20 protein-coding genes and 1 pseudogene are annotated in these 21582 nt (G+C 34.2%); 14 read left to right on the top strand and 7 right to left on the bottom strand.

The annotated features are described in order from the left end of the window. Positions 1 to 6: 6 nt before the first annotated feature. From ABZC13_RS05900 to ABZC13_RS05875, 6 genes are all read left to right on the top strand, one after another. Positions 7 to 549, top strand: a complete 543-nt coding sequence (locus ABZC13_RS05900; RefSeq protein WP_373001305.1) for a DUF1882 domain-containing protein — start codon at positions 7 to 9, stop codon at positions 547 to 549. 53 nt (positions 550 to 602) lie between these two features. Continuing rightward, positions 603 to 1268 carry an SPOR domain-containing protein gene (locus ABZC13_RS05895; protein WP_373001303.1) on the top strand — a complete coding sequence of 222 codons (666 nt, stop codon included), beginning with the start codon at positions 603 to 605 and terminating at the stop codon, positions 1266 to 1268. Beyond that, the gene (locus tag ABZC13_RS05890) at positions 1268 to 2671 is read left to right on the top strand and encodes an anthranilate synthase component I family protein (RefSeq protein ID WP_373001302.1); all 1404 of its coding nucleotides are present in this window, start codon (positions 1268 to 1270) and stop codon (positions 2669 to 2671) included. The genes ABZC13_RS05895 and ABZC13_RS05890 overlap by 1 nt, the downstream gene beginning before the upstream one ends. Continuing rightward, positions 2672 to 3463 (top strand): shikimate dehydrogenase, encoded by a 792-nt coding sequence (locus tag ABZC13_RS05885; RefSeq protein WP_373001300.1) that lies wholly within the window; start codon positions 2672 to 2674, stop codon positions 3461 to 3463. 72 nt (positions 3464 to 3535) lie between these two features. Then, a complete protein-coding gene (locus ABZC13_RS05880) occupies positions 3536 to 3982 on the top strand; it encodes a nucleoside deaminase (protein WP_373001298.1) in 447 nt (148 codons plus the stop codon). 68 nt (positions 3983 to 4050) lie between these two features. Continuing rightward, positions 4051 to 5445, top strand: a complete 1395-nt coding sequence (locus ABZC13_RS05875; RefSeq protein WP_373001296.1) for a chloride channel protein — start codon at positions 4051 to 4053, stop codon at positions 5443 to 5445. On the opposite strand, the gene ABZC13_RS05870 is transcribed toward ABZC13_RS05875, so the two are convergent. From ABZC13_RS05870 to ABZC13_RS05860, 3 genes are all read right to left on the bottom strand, one after another. Beyond that, on the bottom strand, positions 5432 to 8128 hold the full coding sequence (locus tag ABZC13_RS05870; RefSeq protein WP_373001294.1) for a cation-transporting P-type ATPase: 2697 nt from the start codon (positions 8126 to 8128) through the stop codon (positions 5432 to 5434). The two genes, ABZC13_RS05875 and ABZC13_RS05870, sit on opposite strands and share 14 nt — an antisense overlap. A gap of 85 nt (positions 8129 to 8213) precedes the next feature. Next, complete coding sequence (locus ABZC13_RS05865; protein ID WP_373001292.1) at positions 8214 to 8864, bottom strand: small multi-drug export protein; 651 nt, start codon at positions 8862 to 8864, stop codon at positions 8214 to 8216. Between the two features lie 5 nt (positions 8865 to 8869). Further along, entirely contained in the window at positions 8870 to 10528 is a 1659-nt protein-coding gene (locus ABZC13_RS05860) for a nickel-dependent hydrogenase large subunit (protein ID WP_373001290.1), read from the bottom strand. Positions 10529 to 10675: 147 nt separating this feature from the next. Here ABZC13_RS05860 and ABZC13_RS05855 point away from each other — a divergent pair, with 147 nt between their 5' ends. The 8 genes from ABZC13_RS05855 to ABZC13_RS05820 all read left to right on the top strand — a co-directional run bounded on the left by ABZC13_RS05855 (position 10676) and on the right by ABZC13_RS05820 (position 19763). After that, positions 10676 to 12232 carry a SulP family inorganic anion transporter gene (locus ABZC13_RS05855; RefSeq protein WP_373001288.1) on the top strand — a complete coding sequence of 519 codons (1557 nt, stop codon included), beginning with the start codon at positions 10676 to 10678 and terminating at the stop codon, positions 12230 to 12232. A gap of 3 nt (positions 12233 to 12235) precedes the next feature. Next, positions 12236 to 12595 (top strand): MmcQ/YjbR family DNA-binding protein, encoded by a 360-nt coding sequence (locus ABZC13_RS05850; protein WP_373001286.1) that lies wholly within the window; start codon positions 12236 to 12238, stop codon positions 12593 to 12595. A gap of 341 nt (positions 12596 to 12936) precedes the next feature. Next, the gene (locus ABZC13_RS05845; RefSeq protein ID WP_373001284.1) at positions 12937 to 13974 is read left to right on the top strand and encodes an AAA family ATPase; all 1038 of its coding nucleotides are present in this window, start codon (positions 12937 to 12939) and stop codon (positions 13972 to 13974) included. Between the two features lie 2 nt (positions 13975 to 13976). Then, positions 13977 to 16196, top strand: a complete 2220-nt coding sequence (locus ABZC13_RS05840) for a S8 family peptidase (RefSeq protein ID WP_373001282.1) — start codon at positions 13977 to 13979, stop codon at positions 16194 to 16196. A 50-nt stretch (positions 16197 to 16246) separates the two neighbouring features. Further along, positions 16247 to 16375 (top strand): hypothetical protein, encoded by a 129-nt coding sequence (locus ABZC13_RS05835; protein ID WP_373001280.1) that lies wholly within the window; start codon positions 16247 to 16249, stop codon positions 16373 to 16375. Between the two features lie 377 nt (positions 16376 to 16752). After that, complete coding sequence (locus tag ABZC13_RS05830; protein ID WP_373001278.1) at positions 16753 to 17910, top strand: SAVED domain-containing protein; 1158 nt, start codon at positions 16753 to 16755, stop codon at positions 17908 to 17910. Next, a complete protein-coding gene (locus ABZC13_RS05825; protein WP_373001275.1) occupies positions 17907 to 19100 on the top strand; it encodes a nucleotidyltransferase in 1194 nt (397 codons plus the stop codon). Before ABZC13_RS05830 ends, ABZC13_RS05825 begins: the two co-directional genes overlap by 4 nt. Then, positions 19101 to 19763 carry a hypothetical protein gene (locus ABZC13_RS05820; protein WP_373001273.1) on the top strand — a complete coding sequence of 221 codons (663 nt, stop codon included), beginning with the start codon at positions 19101 to 19103 and terminating at the stop codon, positions 19761 to 19763. Positions 19764 to 19977: 214 nt separating this feature from the next. On the opposite strand, the gene ABZC13_RS05815 is transcribed toward ABZC13_RS05820, so the two are convergent. From ABZC13_RS05815 to ABZC13_RS05800, 4 genes and pseudogenes are all read right to left on the bottom strand, one after another. After that, positions 19978 to 20574 carry a hypothetical protein gene (locus ABZC13_RS05815; protein ID WP_373001271.1) on the bottom strand — a complete coding sequence of 199 codons (597 nt, stop codon included), beginning with the start codon at positions 20572 to 20574 and terminating at the stop codon, positions 19978 to 19980. Further along, complete coding sequence (locus tag ABZC13_RS05810) at positions 20568 to 21029, bottom strand: hypothetical protein (RefSeq protein ID WP_373001269.1); 462 nt, start codon at positions 21027 to 21029, stop codon at positions 20568 to 20570. The genes ABZC13_RS05815 and ABZC13_RS05810 overlap by 7 nt, the downstream gene beginning before the upstream one ends. A 30-nt stretch (positions 21030 to 21059) precedes the next feature. After that, complete coding sequence (locus ABZC13_RS05805) at positions 21060 to 21239, bottom strand: hypothetical protein (RefSeq protein ID WP_373001267.1); 180 nt, start codon at positions 21237 to 21239, stop codon at positions 21060 to 21062. Between the two features lie 189 nt (positions 21240 to 21428). Beyond that, a pseudogene (locus ABZC13_RS05800) lies at positions 21429 to 21582 on the bottom strand (oxidoreductase); the annotation flags it as partial.

Below are 21582 nucleotides of genomic sequence, written 5' to 3'. Positions count from 1 at the left end.
AAAAAAATGACTGCGATGGATTTAAAACTTATTAAAATGGTAAGTGATCACTATTGGATAAAACGTGATACAGTAGTGGAAAAACTAACATTTAAAGGTCGCACCTTTTACAATAAGTTTGAAAAAGTAAATGCTCCTTTGACGCAGTCAATTATAAACCAACATATAAAAGGTGAGATTACTATTGCTCACTCAATTGTTAACAGCCGTAACAAAGTTGAAAATATTGTAATCGACTATAACGGTAGAGATCCAGAGAGATTTTACCACAAAGCTCAACTTCTTCTTCGTGAAGAGGGTTACATAAACTTTACAGCTTATAAGACTAAAACAGAGGGTCACCTTCATGTATATATTCATAAAGGTCATACAACTCTACAAGAAGCTATACAACTTGGCAAGATGATTTCTATGAAGTTAGCAGCCAAACAACCTAAGCAGTGGAAAATGTTTCCAAACGCTGATATGCCTGACGAGTATAATATTTTAACATTACCATACGAAGTTTATGCTAAGGAGCGTGGAGCTTCTTGGTCTAAACACATGTAAATAATTACAAAATTTTGGTATTATAAGTGCTAATAAACTAAAAAGGGGATTTTATGACTGAGAAAAATGAATTAAACGATATTATTTTAAATAGAGGTGGTTCTACTGGTGGCAACAAAAAAATTGTTTTAGCAGTAGCAACACTTGGAGTAATTTTAATCATTGTTGTGATGCTTATGAGCACTCTGACTCCAGATGCTAAAGACAACTTACCACAACCGATTCCACTTCCTCAAGAAGAAGCTAAATCAATCCCAGAACCTAAAGAAGAACCACTATTTGAAGAGGTTCAAGTTGTCGAAGAAAACTCTAAAAACAACGATAATTTAGATGAAATAGCTCAAAGATTAAAGCAAGAGTCTCAAGAAAGTAAGCAAGTTACTAAACCTAAAGAGACAGCAAAAGTAGTTAAAGCTACACCAAAACCAGAACCTAAAAAAGTATCTTCAGTTAAAAAAGAAGCTCCGCAAGCTGAATCTTCAAATGCAGCAGCATACTTTGTTCAAGTTGGTTCTTTTTCAAAATATGCACCAAACAAAAAATTTCTAGATTCTATTTTGAGCCAAGGGTACAGATATAAGTTCCATAAAGTAACTAACAACTCTAAAACTCTAAATAAAGTTTTAGTTGGACCTTTTTACACAGAAAAAGAAGCAAGAGCTGCTTTAAGAAATATAAGAAGTAACATTGAAGCCGGTGCTTTTCTAATTAAACTATAATGATATATTCTAAGCAATTTATACTCGACCAATTAGCACCTATTGCCGTTTATTCCAAACTAAAAAGTATGTTCAAAGGTGAAATTTCTCACCTTCTTGAGAGTGCAGGACAGAGTGATGGAAACTATAGTTTCATCTGTATTGGAGCAAGAGAAAGACTTCAGTACATAAATGATGAGACTATCTACACAGATGCTGAGGGCGTACAACACAAAAAAGAAGAAAACCCTTTTACTTTTTTAAAAGAGTACTACAAAAATATAGATACAACTAAATACAAAGAAGCTACTACTGAGCTAAAGATAGGTTATGTAGATGGTTTTATAGGTTATATCGGCTACGATATGGTTAAAGTGTTTGAGCCTAAACTTGGTTCAAGTATGGACAACTTAGAGGATGAGCTAGATACTCCAGATTTAGACCTAATGCTGCCCAAGCTGATTTTAGTTTACTCGCATAAAAATCATCAGATCACTCTTGTAAGTACCCTCAAAGAGATGAATTATAGATTTGATTCTATTGAAAAAACGCTAAAAAGCCCTTACGAATATGTTCATATGAAAAAGAATATCGGTTCGGATAAGGGAAGCTTTGCTCACTCTAAAGAGAAATTTTTTAAGATGATAGAAGACTCTAAAGAGATGATTAGAAGCGGTGATGTTTTTCAGATTTTGATGACAAACCGTTTTACCAGAAAGATCAAAGTTGATCCTTTTAGTTTCTACCGTATACTGCGAACTAAAAACCCTTCTCCATATATGTTTTTATTGGAATACGATGATTTTAACATAGTTGGAAGTTCTCCAGAAGTTATGGTTAGACTAAGTGAAGGTGAACTTCTTCTTCGTCCTATTGCAGGAACTAGAAAAAGAGGTAAGAACAAACATAGAGATAAAGAGCTTGAAGAAGAACTATTAGCAGACCCTAAAGAGTTAGCAGAGCATCTAATGCTTATAGATCTTGGTAGAAACGATGTAAGTCGTGTTGCTAAAACGGGAACTGTAAAAGTTGAAGATATGATGCATATCGAGCGTTTCTCTCATGTTATGCACATAGTATCAGATGTTACAGCCGAGCTTGATGATGGCAAAGATATGTTTGACCTTTTCATGGCAACATTTACAGCCGGGACAATGACTGGAGCTCCAAAGATACGTGCTATGGAGCTTATAGCTGAGTTTGAAGGCATCAAACGCGGTTTCTACAGCGGAAGTATCGGTTACTTCGGTTTTGACGGTAACATGGATACTGCGATAACTATACGTACAGCCATGGTTAAAGATGACAAAGTAGTACTTCAAGCCGGTGCAGGTGTTGTTGCTGACAGCCAAAACGAACTGGAGTACCTAGAAGTAAAAAATAAACTCGGTGCACTTGTTCACTCACTAGAAGATTTAGACTAGATGAAACTCTTCGCAATCTTTGGTGACCCAGTGTCACACTCTCGCTCTCCTCTTATGCATAACTGCGTATTTAAAAACCTAAACTATAAAGCTTGTTACACTAGAGTTCATCTTCTTGATGGTTCAAAACTAAAAGAGACTTTTTTCTCTCTTGGTCTTAGCGGTGCAAATGTAACTGTTCCTCATAAAGAAGAAGCGTATAAAGCCTGTGATGAAGTTAGAGGTTTTGCGAAGACCGTAGGTGTTGTTAACACTCTCATAAATGAAAACGGAAAACTTATAGGCTACAACACAGATGCTGATGGATTTATGTATGCCATAGAAGAATTTGGTAAAGTAGAAAATGTACTTATTCTCGGAGCTGGTGGAACTGCAAAAGCACTAGCATCTAGATTTATGCAAGACGGCATCAAAGTATCTGTTTTAAATAGAAGTGAAGGCAGACTCTCTTATTTTAAAGAGATTGGTTGTGAGACTTCAAACTGGGATAGTTACTCTACAAAAAAATACGACTTAGTTGTAAATACAACAAGTGCAGGACTAAAAGATGAAGAGCTTCCTGCTCCAAAAGAGATCATAGAAGATGCTTTAGCTAACACTTCATTTGTAGCAGATGCAATATACGGAAAACTTACACCATTTCTTCGCCTGGCACAAGAAAAAAACATCACTTTCAAAGATGGGGCTGACATGCTTCTAGGACAAGGTGTTTTAGCGAATGAACTCTTTGTAAATAAAGAACTTAAACTAGAAGATATCAAAATTCATATGAAAAAGAGTTTTGAACTCTAGTCTCTCTTTAACCTCTTTTTACATAAATTTCAATAATATTAATTTCGGTATAATCATACTATGAATAAATGGATGAAAATAGCTTATAATGAAGCTACAAAGGGAATGCTCGCAAATGAAGGCGGACCTTTTGGTGCAGTTATTGTTAAAGATGACAAAATAATCTCTAAAGCTCATAATGAAGTACTGAAAAGCAACGACCCAACAGCTCATGCTGAAGTAAGTGCCATAAGAAAAGCAAGTAAACTTCTCAATACATTTGACCTATCAGGCTGTATACTATACACAACATGTAAACCATGTCCTATGTGTCTAGGAGCTATATTTTGGGCAAGAATCCCAACTGTGTACTTTGGTGCTACTGAGGCAGATGCTGCATATGGTGGTTTTGATGACAAGCGTTTTTATGAGATGCTAGAATCTCAAAACAGTGATTTAGTTTTTAAGCAAATTGATCACAAAGAGAATGCTGAGCTCTTTGACCTATGGCTGAAAAAAAGTGATAGAGAGATGTATTAATTTAGACTTGCACGAATTTTGATATAAAGTTACAATAATTGAATTAATTGATGTACAATACATAGTATATGAAAAAACATACTATCGAACAAACAACTATCTTTATCAGTGTTACTAAATGGCTTCTCTTATCTTCTATTATCGGGGTGATAATTGGAGCTAGTGTTACACTATTTTTAAAAATCTTACAATATTCAGAACAAAATCAAGATTCATTACCATTTCCACACTATTATCTACTTCCATTTGCACTTGTTGCAACGGTTTGGGTAGTAACGAAGTTTGCTCCGGATGCAAAAGGTCACGGTACAGAAAAAGTTATTGAGGCAGTTCATAAAAAACATGGAAAGATTGAACTTGCTGTAATCCCTATCAAACTACTTGCTACCGTTATGACAATTTTTTCAGGTGGCTCAGTTGGTAAAGAAGGTCCCGGAGCACAGATCGGTGCTGGTATGGCATCTTTTGTATCAGACCTTTTTCGTTTTTCTAAAGAAGACCGTAAAAAGCTAGTTATCTGCGGTATCGGTGCCGGTTTTGCATCTGTATTTGGTACACCGATTGCGGGTGCTATCTTTGGAGTTGAAGTTCTTATAATCGGCTTAATCCGTTACGAGGTACTTCTCCCATCTTTTATTGCAGGTTTTGCAGCATTTACAACCGCACAATATTTAGGAATAGAATATACGTATTTTGATATAAATTTTCATCAACGTATAGCACTTGATTTTCCTCTTATACTCAAAGTTGTGTTAGCAGGACTATTTTTCGGTTTTATCTCTGACTTCACCATAACTTTTATAAAACGTGCACATAGAACAATCAAAAAAATATCTCTAAATATTTACATCAAAGCTTTTCTGGGTGGTACTATTTTAGTTTTACTTTCATTTGTAGTTGGAGATCAATACTTTGGTTTAGGTCTTGCGACAATAGATAACGCGCTTACACCAGACCAATCTTTAGTTAAAGATATTCCTTGGTATGCATTTATATTAAAAACAATATTTACTTCTGTAACTTTGGCTCTTGGCGGAAGCGGAGGAGTGGTTACTCCTATCTTTTACATCGGTGCGACTAGCGGTAATTTGTTTGGAACTTTTATGGGTGACCATATAGCATTTTTTGCTGCTCTTGGTTTTGTTAGTGTTCTTGCAGGAACAACAAACTCGCCTATTGCAGCAACTATTATGGCAATGGAGCTTTTTGGTATAGAAGTAGCACACTATGCAGCTATCTCAGTAGTAATCAGTTTTTTAATGACTGGACATCGTAGTGTATTTCCTTCACAAATTCTAGCCATGAAAAAATCTGACATGCTAAACATCAAGACCGGTGAGAGTATTGAAGACACCAAAGTTTCCATGCATGATGAAGATATAGATAAAATAAGAGATATTAGCAAACGACTTCAAAGTAAACGTAAAAAACGAAATGAAAGTTCGAAGTCTAGGCTCTCCTAAGAGTATCTATATATCTTTTTATCTCTACCACAAACATTACAGAGAATGAAATAACTATGATCTCTACCCAAGTCCACAAATCTAAAGACTCACTTTTAAATATCCTGTTCATAAACTCGGTATGTGTAAAAGCTATCTGAATAAGAGTCATCAATGTAACTCCTACAAGTAAAAAACGGTTGTTGAAAATATTTGTTTTAAAAACTGACTGTTGTAGCTCTTTACAGTTAAAGAGGTAAAAAAGTTCTATAAAGACAAAGATATTTACCGCAACGGTTCTTGCATACTCTATGCTGTGACCGTTTGCGAGTGCATAGTTAAACATACCATACGATGCAACGAGCATATAGACACCAACCACTAGCATCTGGCTTATTATCTCTTTAGTAAGAATTGGTATTTTTGGATCTCTGGGTGCTCGTTTCATGATATAGTCTTCACCAGATTCAAAAACCAGCATCAGACCTAAAAAAATAGCCGTTGACATGTTTATCCAGAGAATTTGTAGTGGAAGTATAGGAAGTGTAAGACCAAGGACTATGGCCACTAAGATTACCAAACCTTCACCAAGGTTAGTCGGAAGAGTCCATGTGATAAACTTTATCAGATTATCAAAGACTATCCTGCCCTCTTTTACAGCGTGTGCAATTGAGCGGAAGTTATCATCACTGAGAATCATATCAGATGCTTCTTTTGCAACCTCTGTACCGCCCTCGCCCATGGCTATACCGATATCTGCCTGTTTAAGGGCAGGTGCATCATTTACCCCGTCTCCAGTCATAGCCACTATCTCTCCTCTGGCTTGAAGAGCATCTACTATGCGGAGTTTTTGTTCAGGCTCAACCCTTGCAAATACTTTTACAGTCGCTACCTTTTGGATAAGCTCATCATCTGTGAGGTTTACAAGATCATTTCCTATAAGAACAGAGTCTTCAAACTTAGCATCTTTATCTACTATAGACATCATCTTAGCAATGGAAAATGCTGTAAGTACATGGTCTCCGGTAATCATGATGATATTTATACCCGCGTCCTTAGACTCTTTCACAGCTTCTATAGCTTCAGGTCTCGGTGGATCCATCATAGCCTGAAGACCTAAAAAGACAAACCCTTCTTTTATCTCATCTTCTTCGATTGTATCTTTGTTTGTGATTTTTTTAGCAATTGCCAGAACTCTTAAACCCTCAGATGCATACTCTTCTACCTTTTGCAGTATATGCTCTTTATCTATCTTAAGAGTCTTTGAGTCTATATACTCTAAATCACATACATCTAAAAGTACTTCTATCGAGCCTTTTAGATAGATATAATTTTCATTACTATTTACATCTGTGTTAATGGTAGCCATAAACTGTCTATCAGATTCAAACGGCAATATATCAACTCTCGGATATGACTTGTTTAGCTTATGCTCATCCCAGCCGCACTTTATGGAACTAACTATCAATGCACCCTCGGTAGGGTCACCGCTTATATCATAATTTCCATCTTTTCTCACCAGATATGACTCATTACAAAGGTAACCAGCTTTTAATACTTCATTTAGATTGTTGTTACAAGAGTCAAGCTTTTTCCCATCTTTAAAAATGTCACCTTTTGGCTCATAACCGTTTCCTGTAACCTCATAAGACTCACCTCCGCAAAAGATATTTGTAACTGTCATCTTGTTTTGAGTCAGAGTTCCTGTCTTGTCTGAGCAAATAGTCGTCACACTGCCAAGTGTCTCAACTGCAGGCAGTTTTCTGATGATGGCATTTTTACTTGCCATACGACTGACACCGATAGCAAGCGTAATAGTAACTGCTGCGGGTAAGCCCTCAGGGATAGCACCAACGGCAAGAGCAACTGAAGCCATAAATGTCTCAACAGCACTTTTGTCTCTTAACACTCCGACTATAAATGTAAAAGCAGCAAGGGCGAGTATTACATAGAGAAGGACTTTTGAAAACTCTGCTATCTTTTTTGTAAGGGGTGTCTGCATCTCGGTTGTATTTTCTATAAGGTGTGCAATCTTTCCAAGCTCAGTATGATCGGCTGTATCCACAACAATACCCTTTGCCCGTCCATAAGTGACATAGGTTCCGGAGTATGTCATGTTCTTTCTATCACCTAAGATACTGTTCTCAGAGTGGGTTGATGTATTTTTAAGTACTGCTAGTGATTCACCTGTAAGCATAGACTCATCTACTTTAAGGTCTCGTATCTCGATTAGTCTCATGTCCGCAGGGACCTTTGAACCTGACTCGAGCAAGACTATATCTCCAGGGACTAAGTCTGTAGAGTCAATAGTGATCTTTTTGCTGTCTCTTATAACTACAGCTTCTGTATACATCATCTGCTTTAAAGACTCTATGGCTTCTTGTGCTTTTATCTCCTGCATAAAACCTATGATGACATTTATGATTACAACTCCAAATATCACTCCGCTGTCTACCCATTCATGTAAAAATGCGGTAATAGCAGATGCACCAAGAAGTATATAAATAAGAGCGTTGTGAAACTGCATAAGAAACTTTTTGAGATAAGAGTCCTGTTTCTTCTCTGTAAGCACATTTTTACCGAAGAACTCTTCACGGTGCTTGATGCTTAGAGATCCCAAGCCGTCTGTAATATCACTCTCAAAGAGTTCAACTATCTTTTCGCTCTCTATACTATGCCAATTTTCGCCTATGAGATGCTGCATCTTAAACTCCTCTAGCCTGTTTGAAATTAATAGTTTCTGATTAATTATACTCTATTGTTTATCTTAAAATATATAAACAATCACACTACGTTCTTTTTTTCATAAATTTCAGGACAAGTGTAATCACTATAATCAGACCTAATATTATATATGGGGCATTAGAGCTGAATTGATTCAACATGTACATAATCTCTTTTAAAAAGTATGTCCATATAACTATAGCTAAAGAGGTTCCGCTGAGTACAATCAGCATAGTTATATAGTGTCTTATACCTATCAAATAACCTATTATAGAGCCTACGACAGGACCGGTCATCCAAAAAGGGAACCATACAAATATAAAAAGTCCGTATTTTCCATATTTTTGGAAAAAACCCTTATATTTTCTTCTTTGAAGTTTAACATTTGTGAAAAAACTTTTTAACATCTCTATACGCACAGACCTTTTCCAGCTTAGTACAAACAGAGGATAGATTATCATTACCGTTACAAACTCAATAATCATGTTTGTTAAGATAATCACTTCATCGCTAAACTTTGCGGTATAACCATAGGATATTCCGGCAGCTCTTCCAAAAAAGAAATTTGTGACAGTCATCACTATAAGGTTGTTTGCATCTTCTACAGAAAACAGATAAACACTAATTACGCTAATTACGTAAAAAAGAAATAGCATAAGACCAAATAAAAAGATCTTACCTTCTTCGGATTCAAGTAGTGTACTAAACTTTAACATGCCACTCATATACTCTTAATCTTATACTGACTAAGCTCTTTACCTTTAGTATCAATAATATGAACTGCACAGGCCAGACATGGGTCAAATGAGTGTAAAACTCTTAAGACCTCCAGCGGTTTTGATGTGTCTTCTATCTTTACACCTATGAGAGCTTCTTCATAAGCACCTCTCACACCATCAAAGTTTTTAGGTGTAGCATTCCACGTTGTGGGGGCTATGACAGAGTAGTTATCTATCTTCTGCTCTTTGATATTTACAAAGTGAGAAAGAGTACCGCGAGGCACTTCTAAAAAGACTCTACCCTTCGCATCTCTAGGTAGTTTTTCAAAATCATACTTAGTCCACGTATCTGTATCATAATACTTGATATTTTGGATTAGTCTTGATACCAGTTTAAAGATATACTCACAGATATAACCTGTCTCAATAGCTCTAGCTGCGTTTCTACCGACTGTAGTCGAGAGGTCTATAAGCTCCAAACCTGTATCTTCCAAGAATTCATCCACGAAAGATTTTATAAGAATATTGCCTTTTTTATAGCTGATAATCACACGTGCAAGCGGTCCAGTCTCCATTACTTTGCCGTCATATCTTGGAGCTTTTATCCAAGAGTATTTGTCATCATTTTTATCAGTCTTCAGACTTCCGTCTTCATTTAAGTCTGTATAACAAACCTCTTCTCCCTTGTACCAAGCACGATCAACTTCTTCAGTTATTTTACTTTCATCAAACTCTTCAATATTTTCAAAGTCATGTCCATAGATGATGCCGTTACAAAAAAGTCTCTGTTCACCTTCAAACTCGTAACCACCTACTGACATAAAGTTACCGTTTGCACGACCTACTCCGGCTTTTATCTCATCTCTGTAGGCAGATGCTAGAAGTTTGGCATCTGGTAGATATGCACGATCTATAAACTCTTTTGCTTCTTTCATAACAAAGAGATAGTCATTTAGTCTTTGAGGGTTTAACATATCAGCAACGCTTGTGATGCCACCAACTACTATGCTTTGTGGATGCGGAGTCTTACCGCCGAAGATGGCAACAGCCTTAGATATTTTTGTTTGAAATTTAAGAGCCTCTAGATAGTGAGAGATCATCACTAGGTTTTGCTCAGGAGTTAGCTTGTAGTCACTATGTCCCCAATAGCCGTTTGAAAATGGTCCTAGCTTTCCTGCATCTACAAAGTTTTGAAGTTTTTTGATTGTTGCTTCGTAGTGGGAGTGAGAGTTTCTAAATGGTCTGTCTGAGTATTTATGAGCTTCTTTGGAGGTTAGTTTTGCATCTGCAGATATTGCACTTGTAACATCCACAAAATCAAGTGAGTGAAGATGGTAAAAGTGTACAACATGGTCTTGAATAAAAAGAGCCATTGCCATCAGGTCTCTTATGATCTCTGCATTTTTAGGAAGAGCTATAGAGTAAGCATCTTCAACTGCCGAAACTGCTCCTCTAAAGTGAGAGTTTGTACAGACTCCACATATACGCCCTGCCATAAGTCCTGCATCTCGAGGGTCTCGACCCTTTAGTATAATCTCTATACCACGAAAAAGCTGTCCGCTGACATAGGCTTCTTGAACGACGCCATTATCATCAACTTCTACTTCAGCTCTTAAATGCCCTTCAATTCTTGTAATCGGGTCAATAACGATTTTCTTCATTATGCGCCTCTACTTAATTAAATATTGATACTTATACAATATTATCATATTTACGATAATTAAAGTTTAAATATCACTATTTCAGTGTCTTAGTATTTTTCTTAAGGCAAGTAGATATATAATGTCCGCAAATAATTGATTGGACAAATGAAAGTGAATATAAAGCAAAATCTTTTTGGTGGAATAACTGCTGCCGTCATTGCTCTGCCTTTAGGTCTTGCCTTTGGTGTTGCAAGTGGTTTGGGTGCGACTGCAGGAATATACGGTGCTATCATTTTAGGATTCTTTGCTTCACTTTTTGGTGGGACTCCATCCCAAATATCCGGCCCGACCGGACCGATGACCGTAGTAATTGCAGCAGCAGTTATCAGTTTAAACAGTGATATGGGACTCATAGTCACGACTATCTTACTCGCAGGTATCTTTCAAATCCTCTTTGGCATCTCTAAGATTGGGAAATTTGTTCAGTATATTCCCTATCCTGTTATCTCTGGCTTTATGAGCGGTATCGGTATAATAATTATAATCCTACAGATAAATCCATATCTAGGTCTTGCAAGCGATGCGTCTATTGTCCATATACTCATAACACTTCCGTCAAATATCTCAGATGCTAACTTCAGTGCTTTTATCATTGCAACTGCTACTATGCTTATTATGTTTTTCTCGCCAAGCAAAGTTTCTAAAATCATACCGACTCCGCTTATAGCACTTATGGTTTTGACTCCTCTTAGCATCTACTTTGACCTAAAAGTAGATACTATAGGTGAGATTCCTGCAGTTTTGCCTTCATTCGTGATGCCGACTATGGATTTAGAACACTACACTACTGTTATCTCTTTAGCTTTTACTCTGGCTGTTTTAGGAATGATAGACACACTATTGACTTCTATAGTCGCTGACTCGATTACAGGCACTAAACACAAGCCAAACAAAGAGCTTATAGGTCAAGGTATAGGTAACGCTCTTTGTGCGCTTACAGGATCACTTCCCGGTGCCGGAGCTACGATGAGAACCGTTATAAACATCAAAAGCGGCGGTACACATAAGATATCTGGGATAACTCACTCTCTTATCCTTTTAGCTATAGTTGTATTTTTAGCTCCTTTGGCATCTCAGATACCGCTTGCTATCCTTGCGGGAATCCTTATAAAAGTCGGTGTTGACATCTTAGACTACAGGTTTTTGTCTATCTGGAGAGATGCTCCTAAAAATGATTTAAGTGTCATGCTTGTCGTATTTTTTATAACAGTTTTCATCGACCTTATTACTGCTGTTGGAGTAGGTATAGTTTTAGCATCTCTGCTTATTGTATATAGAATTACAAAAGAGGCAAAAATTACTTTAGTTGAGAATCATCATGAAGGTATAGATACAGAGTATAATCTAGCAGAAAAAAAAGTAAGAGTCATTAGAATAAACGGTGCATTTTTCTTTGGTTCAAGCACAGCATTTGAGAGTGAAACAAACTCTATCCTAGATACTAAAATAGTCATTATAGACATTTTGGATGTTCCATTTATGGATATTACTGCTATCTTTACACTAAAAGACCTCATCTCAAAACTACAGATTGATGATATAAAAGTAATAATTGTTGCAAAAGAAAAAGAGAGGACTCAGCTACTAAAACTAAACAAAACACGTATCTTTGACAATGTAAAGTTTTATGAAGATATGAACTCAGCTATGAAAAGGATATAAAAAATGACTTTAGAAAAACTGGAAAAGCTACTCATATCCAAAAATGCCTCAACAAAAGAGTTTCCCTTCGATGATAAGACCATGGTATTTAAGGTCATGAACAAAATGTTTGCTTTGGTATCTATAGAAGAGTCACCACTTAGAATAAATCTAAAATCATTACCCCAAGATGCTGTAGGTTATCGTGATATTTATGAGTGTGTAACTCCCGGTTATCATATGAATAAAAAACACTGGAACAGTGTAATACTAGATGGAACTATGAAAGACGATGTACTAAAACAGATGATCTATGAATCATACGACTTAGTAGTTTCAAAACTTACTAAAAAAGACAAAGCACAACTACTTTTAAAAGTTTAAGTCAGAAGTGTTCAAAACCTTGCGTCAGACTGATAGAATTTTAAATTTCAAATGAACGAGGCACTTGAACTCATTTTGTTCCATAATCCCTTAAGGTTTATGAAATTCTACCCTTTAGACTTTTTGAACACTTTGTGGAACATGGAAAACTAATATGAGTGCTTCGTGTTCCAAAAGTAAGAGGTTTTTGAATAGATAAAACTGTCTACTTTATAGGGAACATTCCTCATGATTAGAGTGAATATATTCAAGTTCTTCTAAAATTAATTATTATTTTTTTGTCCCAACTATTGATTATATGTCCCAAAGAAGATATAATATGTTTTTGAAAGGGAATTGAAATGAAGAAAAAAAACATATTAAACTTAATAAAATATCATGCAGAAAAAAATGAAGATGCTTTCAGGAATGAAGCATATGAAATTGCAAAATATTTTGATAAAAGCAATGATTATCAGCTTTCTGAATATATTATGGCTTTATTATCAGATACAAATACTTTTTCCCCTCAAATAGATACAAATGAAAATATATTTGTTAAAAGAATTGAAACGTCAAATAATCCATTACCATTACCAAATTCAATAAAAGATAATATATTAGGTTTGATAAATGCTATCGGACATAACGCTGGAGTAAATAAATTTTTATTTGAAGGTCCTCCTGGTACAGGTAAAACTGAAACAGCTAAACAAATTGCAAGAATACTTGAACGAGAATTATTTATAGTAGATTTTGACTCTGTTATAGATAGTAAACTGGGGCAAACTTCTAAAAATATATCCTTACTTTTCAGGGAGATCTCTTCAGTGGCAAATCCAGATAAAGTTATTATTCTTTTTGATGAGATAGATTCTATAGCGATTGATAGAATGAACTCAAATGATTTAAGAGAAATGGGTAGAGCAACTTCTTCTGTTTTAAAAGGATTAGACAGCTTAAATAATAATATTGTCTTAATCGCAACTACTAATTTATACAAAGCATTTGATAAGGCATTATCAAGAAGATTTGATGCTATTATTGATTTTAGCAATTATACAAAACAAGATCTTATTGAAGTTGGTGAAGCAATTTTAAATGATATGTTGCAGAAATTTAAATTTACAGGAAGAAATATCAGATTGTTTAAAAAAATACTTGAAAGCATGGATGTAATACCATATCCTGGAGAACTTAAAAATCTTATAAAGACTTCGATAGCATTTAGTGATCCTAGCAATGAACATGATTATTTAAAAAAACTATATATTAATGTTACTAAAACCGATGAAAGTATGGATTTGAAATATATGCAAAATAAAGGCTTTACTGTTAGAGAAATTGAGATTTTGACAGGAATATCAAAAAGCCAAGTTTCTAGAGAGTTAAAGGAGTAACATTGAATAACCTATTACAATTAAAAGGAAGATTTGAACAAGCATCTAGATCAACAGATGGATTTGGTGCACCTAATTTACCTGCAGGTCAATCTGTAAATGTATCAAAATTACAAGATTTACTGAAAAACTTAAAAGAGCTTAGAGAGTATTGGAAAGGTCAAAACCTACTCCCTGGAGCACTTATTTCAGTACGCTATATTAAAGTTGCCGCTAAAAGTAATAGGATACAAGCTCTTTTAGGAAAGAATTCAAATAAACCTAATAGTTCTATAGTAGGTGCTAAGTTTTCACTTGATGCCTCTCCCAAGCATATTATTACACATTATGTATCACGAGATATTTTAAATGAATCGATACAAAGATTAACCCATAGTATTAATATTTTAAATCAACAGTTTGATGGAGAAATTGACTGTGATACAATTGATAAAATAAATCAAAAAAAGATTCCTTATACTCATAAAACAATTTTCAAAACAAATTTTCTTAATGTCATTGTAGATGCATATTATGTTGAAAAGTTTGATATATCTATTGAAGATGCAAAGTTTGAACAAAATGCAATTATTACTATATATAAAACAGATGTAAAAACAACACAACTTTTGGAAAAAATAGGAATAAGTGTTCTCTCTAGCCGTATCATGGATGAAACAACTATTTTATTGAGACCTGATGAACTAGAAATCTTAAAGACAAAAGCTCCGTTTTTAATATCTATGGCAGTTAGTGATTTCTCTGAAATTACAAAAGATGATTTTCAATTTATTGATGATGGGATTATCACTATCGACTCTCCGAAAAATGAGCCAATAATTGGAGTGATTGATACACTTTTTGATGAAAGAGTATATTTTTCAGACTGGGTTGAATATACCAATATGCTCTCTATTGATATACCTGTGTCTGAAAGTGATAAAGAACACGGTACAGCAGTTTCTTCTATAATTGTAGATGGACCAACTTTTAATCCTCATTTAGATGATGGATGTGGTAGATTTAGAGTTAGACATTTTGGAGTAGCTAGTGGTAATAGTTTTAACTCATTTACTATATTAAGAAATATTAGCGAAATAGTAGCTGCAAATAAAGATATTAAAGTATGGAATTTATCTTTAGGTTCAAAACTCAATATAAATCCTAATTTTATATCTCCTGAAGCAGCTATTCTAGATAAGATTCAATTTGATAATGATGTTATATTTGTTATAGCTGGAACAAATTTATCTTCTGGAGAAACTGTAATTAGACCTATTGGAGCACCTGCTGATTCAATAAATTCCATAGTCGTAAATTCTGTAGATAAAGATAATAAACCTTCTTCTTATAGTAGAAAAGGGCCTGTATTGTCATTTTTTATTAAGCCTGATATTAGTTATTATGGTGGTGATTTAAGAAATCCAATGAAAGTTTGCACTCCAAATGGAGAAGCTCTTGTAAAAGGAACTTCATTTGCAGCTCCATGGATTTCCAGAAAACTATCATATTTGATTAATGTACTAGGATTAAGTAGAGAAATTGCTAAAGCACTCCTTGTTCACTCTGCTACCACTTGGGATAAACAACAAAGTGATCCAACACTTGTAGGGCATGGAGTTGTTCCTATACACATCAAGGATATTGTGCATAGTCAGGATGACGAAATACAATTTGTTATACAGGGTATTTCTGAAAAATATAATACATATAATTACAAGCTACCTGTCCCTGTAGTTAAAGATAAACATCCTTTTATTTCAAAAGCTACACTTTGTTATTTTCCTGCATGCTCTAGAAATCAAGGTGTTGACTACACCAACACAGAACTTGATATTTCTTTTGGAAGACTCAATGGTACGAAAATCAAGACTATCAACAATAATTATCAAATAGATGAATTTAATCATTACACATGGGAGGAGGATGCTCGTAAGTTTTTTAGAAAATGGGATAATATAAAACATATACGAGAAGTTTTAACTGGAAGAAATGGAGAGTTGAAAGCGTACGATAATCATTTGTGGGGTCTTAGTCTTAAAACAAAAGAACGGCTTGAAGAGAAGCATGGAGATGGACTTAAATTCGGTATAGTGATAACATTAAAAGAGATCAAGGGAGTTAATAGAATTGAAACATTTATTCAAAATGCTCAACTAAAGGGTTGGCTAGTAAATCAAATAGATGTTGAAAATAGAATTGATATATTCAATATTGCAGAAGAAGAAATTGAATTTGAATAGTTTATTCAAAATTGACTATTTTTAAATTTATTGAAGGGAGGTAAAATAGTATGGGATTAAAACCAGGACCAAAGCCTGTTGCAAAATCAACTGGCAAACTAGACCAAAGGCGTAGAGATAATAAAAGTACTCCAGGTAATAAGCCAAGCTTAAAACCATCAAAGAGTTCAAAAAAATAATATGGCAATTTGTAATATTATTGAAGTACTTTTAAAAAAGTTTGTAAAATTACTTAATTTTACGCTGGGATAATATTCTCAATGGAAATTAAATACAAGGAGTTGATATGGAATAAAGATAAAATTTAAAATAAATACACAGATGATATATGGTTATAAGCGTATAACCTGACGGCAATCAGGTTATATTGGTTACGCTATGCGTATAAATTAAGTGTTACTAAGCTAATAAGTTTAAACAATTAATCTATAATGTTTTTGATCAAATAGATTATAGTTGATTGCAGATTATATAAATATAAAATGATTATATAGTCAATATACTTTTTTAAGCTCATTACTCTTGGTAACACTATTTAGCTACATAAGGAGTCTTAATGGCTAAAAAAGTGTTAAGTAGGCACATTAACCCAACAGCAGAAAAAGAACTTTGGGCAAAAAGTGCTGGTAGATGCCAGTTTAATGGTTGTAATAGGATACTTTACAAGTCTCCAGTGACTCAAGAACCTATAAATATTTCTGAAAAAGCTCACATATATTCTTTTTCAGAAGATGGGCCTAGGGGCTGGAGTGAAGAGTTAGAAGCAGATCAAACACAAATTAATGACATTGACAATCTTATGTTACTTTGTCATGACTGTCATAAAACAATAGATAAAGATATTGATGGTGACAAATATTCTGCAGATTTATTGAAAAAATGGAAGCAGGAGCATGAACAAAGGGTGTTTATTGCTTCAAACATAGTTATAGATAAAACATCGCATGTTGTATTATATAGTGCAAATATTGGAGATGAAAAATCACCAATAAATAAAAGTCAAGCATTTCAAGCGATGTTTCCAGATAAGTACCCTGTGAGTGATATACCAATTAGTCTTTCCACAAGTATACCCTTTACTGATAAGGATAAGATTTTCTGGGAAACAGAAGTACAAAATTTAGAAGTAAGTTTTAGAGAAATTTTTCTACCAAAAATCAAAGAAAATAATCCCTCTGATTTTTCAATATTTGCTATGGCTCCAATGCCTTTATTAATAAAGCTTGGTAGTTTATTTACTGATAAAATATCAGTAGATACATATCAACCAATTAGAGAACCAAAAACATGGCGATGGCAAGAAGAGCCTAAGAATTTTGAATTTATTGTAACAAATGATGAAGAGTATGAAAAAGAGCCTGTTCTTATTCTCTCATTAAGTGGAAAAATCTCAAGAGATAGGATTTATGAAGTTGTCGGTAATGATGTGAATATATGGGAAGTTACAGTTCCTGATGGCTTTTTACATAATGATTTTATGAGGTCAAAAGCACAATTATCATTATTTCGTAAAGAGATTAGAAAACTCATGGTTCAAATAAATGAGAAACATTCAAAAAAACCGCTAAAAATTTTTCCTGCAACACCAATATCATGTGCAATTGAATTGGGAAGAGTACGAATGCCGAAATCAGATATGCAGTGGATCATTTATGATCAAAATAATAAAGCCAATAAATTTATTGAAGCTATAACTATTGGAGAAGCAAAATGACAAAACAACAAGAGACACTTATTTTAGAAAACATTGTAGAACTATTAGAGCTACCTGATACTGCTTATAAAAAAGCAAAAGAGAGATATGAAGATCTAGGTGAATGGTTTGGGAGAGATGAGTCACTATTTAAAGATAACGATGTACATGTATTTCCTCAAGGTTCATTTAGACTTGGAACAGCTATAAGACCTCTAAATAATAATGAAGAGTATGATTTGGATTTAGCTTGTAATATCAGAGATGGTATTTCAAAAAGTACACACACTCAAAAAAACTTAAAAGAGCTTGTTGGCAAAGAACTTGAATTTTACAGAAATGCTAGAGGAATCAAATCAAAAAAAGATGAGAAGAGAAGATGTTGGAGACTTGAATATCAAGACTCACTCAGCTTTCATATGGATGTGGTTCCTTGTATCCCACTTGATGAATCAATTTCAAACTTGATTTATGAGGATATTTATGGAAGCTATGTATCTGATGAAAATCTGTCGAGAAAAATTTCAAGTAAGTCTGTATCAATAACTGATACAGACAAGGATAACTATACAAAAATAGATAGTGATTGGAATATTAGTAATCCAGAGGGATATGCGTTATGGTTTGAAGCAATGATGCAAAAAAATCAAGCTACACGATTGTTAATGGAAAAGGCTCAAGTTGATAAACTGCCAGCCTTTAATCAAAAAACAATTTTGCAAAGAGCTGTACAGTTATTAAAAAGACATCGAGATAATATGTTTAAAGATAATGATGACTCAAAACCAATTTCAGTTATTATCACAACCCTTGCAGGGCAAGCATACAATGGGGAAGAAGATTTATCGGATGCCTTGAAAAATATTCTTGATAATATGGATAAATATATAAATAAAAGTGGTAAAAAAGTACCAAACCCTACACATCCAGAAGAAAATTTTGCAGATAAATGGGATGACAAATCATATGCTCATTTAAAACTGGAAGAGAATTTTTACCTTTGGCTAAAGTCTGCAAGAAGAGATTTTGCTTCAATTACTGGAAGTGATAATGGTGGATTTGATTCTGATTTAATATCTGAGAAAATGAGCTTATCATCAAATTCTATAGAGAAAATAGGAACAATGTTAGGATTGGCTGCTAGTTCAGCTTTTTCAAGTAATTATTATATTAAAAAAGAAGATACTGCTAGTCCATGGAGAAAATCTTAGATGAGTTTAATGAGTAAAATTAAGCTGGAAGATTTTTTAGATAAACATAGAGCTATGTCTATCAAGCCGTCAAAAAATGATGGCTTGATAGTTGAAGGTAAATTATATTTTACTGCTAAAACTGATGGATACAGAGAGGTTGAGGACTTTTATAAAATACGAATTAAAGTTGCAAATAACTTTCCGTCTGCTATTACAGAAGTTGAAGAGATAGAAAATAAAATTCCTCGTAAGGAAGAATATCATATCAATCCAGATAACACCTTATGCTTGGGTTCATCGCTAAGATTATTACAGTTATTGAGTAAAAATCCAACTCTTGAGGGCTTTGTAGAGTATTGTTTAGTTCCATATTTGTATGGAGTTTCATTAAAAATACAAGATGGTGAAAAGCTTGTTTTTGGTGAGTTGGCACATGGTGAAGAAGGTATCATAGATGAATATGAAAAAATATTTGTTACTAAGGGAAAAGATTCTATAAAGCAGATATTAAAAATGCTTTCAATGAAAAAAAGAGTAGCAAACAAACAGTTATGCCCTTGTGGATGTAAAAATAAACTTGGCAAATGCAGTAAAAAATTAAATATCAAAATTAACAAATTCAGATATTTTGCTGCAAGATCTTGGTATAAACAGTATCAAGAAACTTTAAATGAAGCATAGAACTGTATCTTATTTAAATTAAATGTCAACGGCGGACCATAAAGTGACACAAATTATTGTATATGAAGCCTGAAACAAGGGAATTAATTATATATTAGACTGCCTAAATGAACACCGCCGATGACACACTATAACCTGCATCAGCTAATTCTGCATACTTCATCGTCTCTAATACGTTACTCATATGTCTTTCTCCTTTATATTTGTCAATCTTTTAAAAACCAAAATCAAAAAGACCATTTCTTTTTACTCTAGAAAATTGATGATCTCTTGGTTCAAAAATCAATCCATTTATTTTTGTATCTTCACACCATTGTAATAACTTTTTATCTTCTGCATACGCTTGTAAAAACTTTTTATCTTCTGTATGCACTCGTTTATTGTATTTTACAAATGCATAGTGTTCTGAAATACAATAGTTTAAATCTTTGATTAATACTATTTTTGGCAATGCTATACGAGTAAAAGATGCAGGTAACCGAATAAAGCCCTTTTTCACTGCTTGACTATCTGGTTCAAAATTTTTGTCCATAATATTGTAATAACCTACCATTGCACCCGGACGAATAGCTATTTTTGCTTCTTTATATGACTCTTTTCCAAAAAGCGACAACCATAAAGAACCTCCTTTTTGTAAAGGAACAGCCACTCCATTTGCTAATCTGGCTTTTAGCGGTATATATGAAATTCCTTTAAGCAAATTTGGATAGTATGAACCTCCAAAAACACGGAAACGACCATCAAGTGGAACCACAAATGCCAAGTATGGTTTTTTTGGGTACACATCTATTGGTTTCGCTGTTTCTAGCATCTGTACATCATTTTGATTAATCGGTTTAATTCCATAAAGCTTGCTTCAATGCCATTGGGATAATTATCTGACTTAGTATGTTTCCATTTTTTATTTGATAAAGGGATTTTAATAGAATCATCAAAATACAGATCTACATCTGTTACATACTGCTCAGGATAGTTGTCATTTACTCCAAGCCAAATATTTTTTTTGTATATCCTTAAAACTATCGCTTGAATAGGAGAGTCTTTAAGTTCCGAGTCTGCCTGTTCTAAAGCAAATCCTTCAAACCTTTTTGCAAACCTTGCACTGTATATCCAATGTTCCCATACAAGTTCATCTCCCAATATTGGGTCAGGCTTTTCAACAGGTACCTGCTTTGGCCATGCTGTAACATACGCAGGTATATCACGGGCCCATAAAGAAAGAAAAGTTAAACAAATTAGTAAAATAGTTTTTATTACTAAATTCATGTTTTTCTCCTTATATGAAATAAATTATTTTTACTCATTACTCGTTCCCTCCATTTGATGATTTAAAACTAGTGCATAATTTCCACCCGTCTGAACAAATCCAAGCCGCCTCAGAAATTTATCTGTCTTATCGATTTTTGTACCGCTATTTACTCCTGCTGAGAGTTCTACTGCTCCGCGGTTTTCAGCCCACTTACGAAAACCACTCATTAGTCTTAAAGCTGCTCCGCTCATCCTTCTCTCAGTGGAATGTCCCCTATAAACTAGACTGTTACTAAAATAGTAGGTTTTGGAACTTGTTCTAAGTTTCAAACTAAACTGTTGAACTATGATAAAATTTTAATGACTATCGGTTACTGACACAAAACTCTGAATGGTCTCTTCTTTATCTTCTTCATACTTTCTCTCATTTGCAAACTTATCAAAAAAGCCCTTCTCTACACAACCCATACATCCATGACCTGCTTGAACAGGCCAGCTAGTTCCACCGTTGAACTTCATAGTCGGACAGTTTACATTTGAGTATGGACCTTTACATCCCATCTCAAATAAG

This window comes from Sulfurimonas sp. (assembly GCF_041563035.1).
Classification (GTDB): Bacteria; Campylobacterota; Campylobacteria; order Campylobacterales; family Sulfurimonadaceae; genus Sulfurimonas.
The sequence above is the reverse complement of the archived record's forward strand: the minus strand, read 5'-3'. Positions and strand labels throughout refer to the sequence as shown.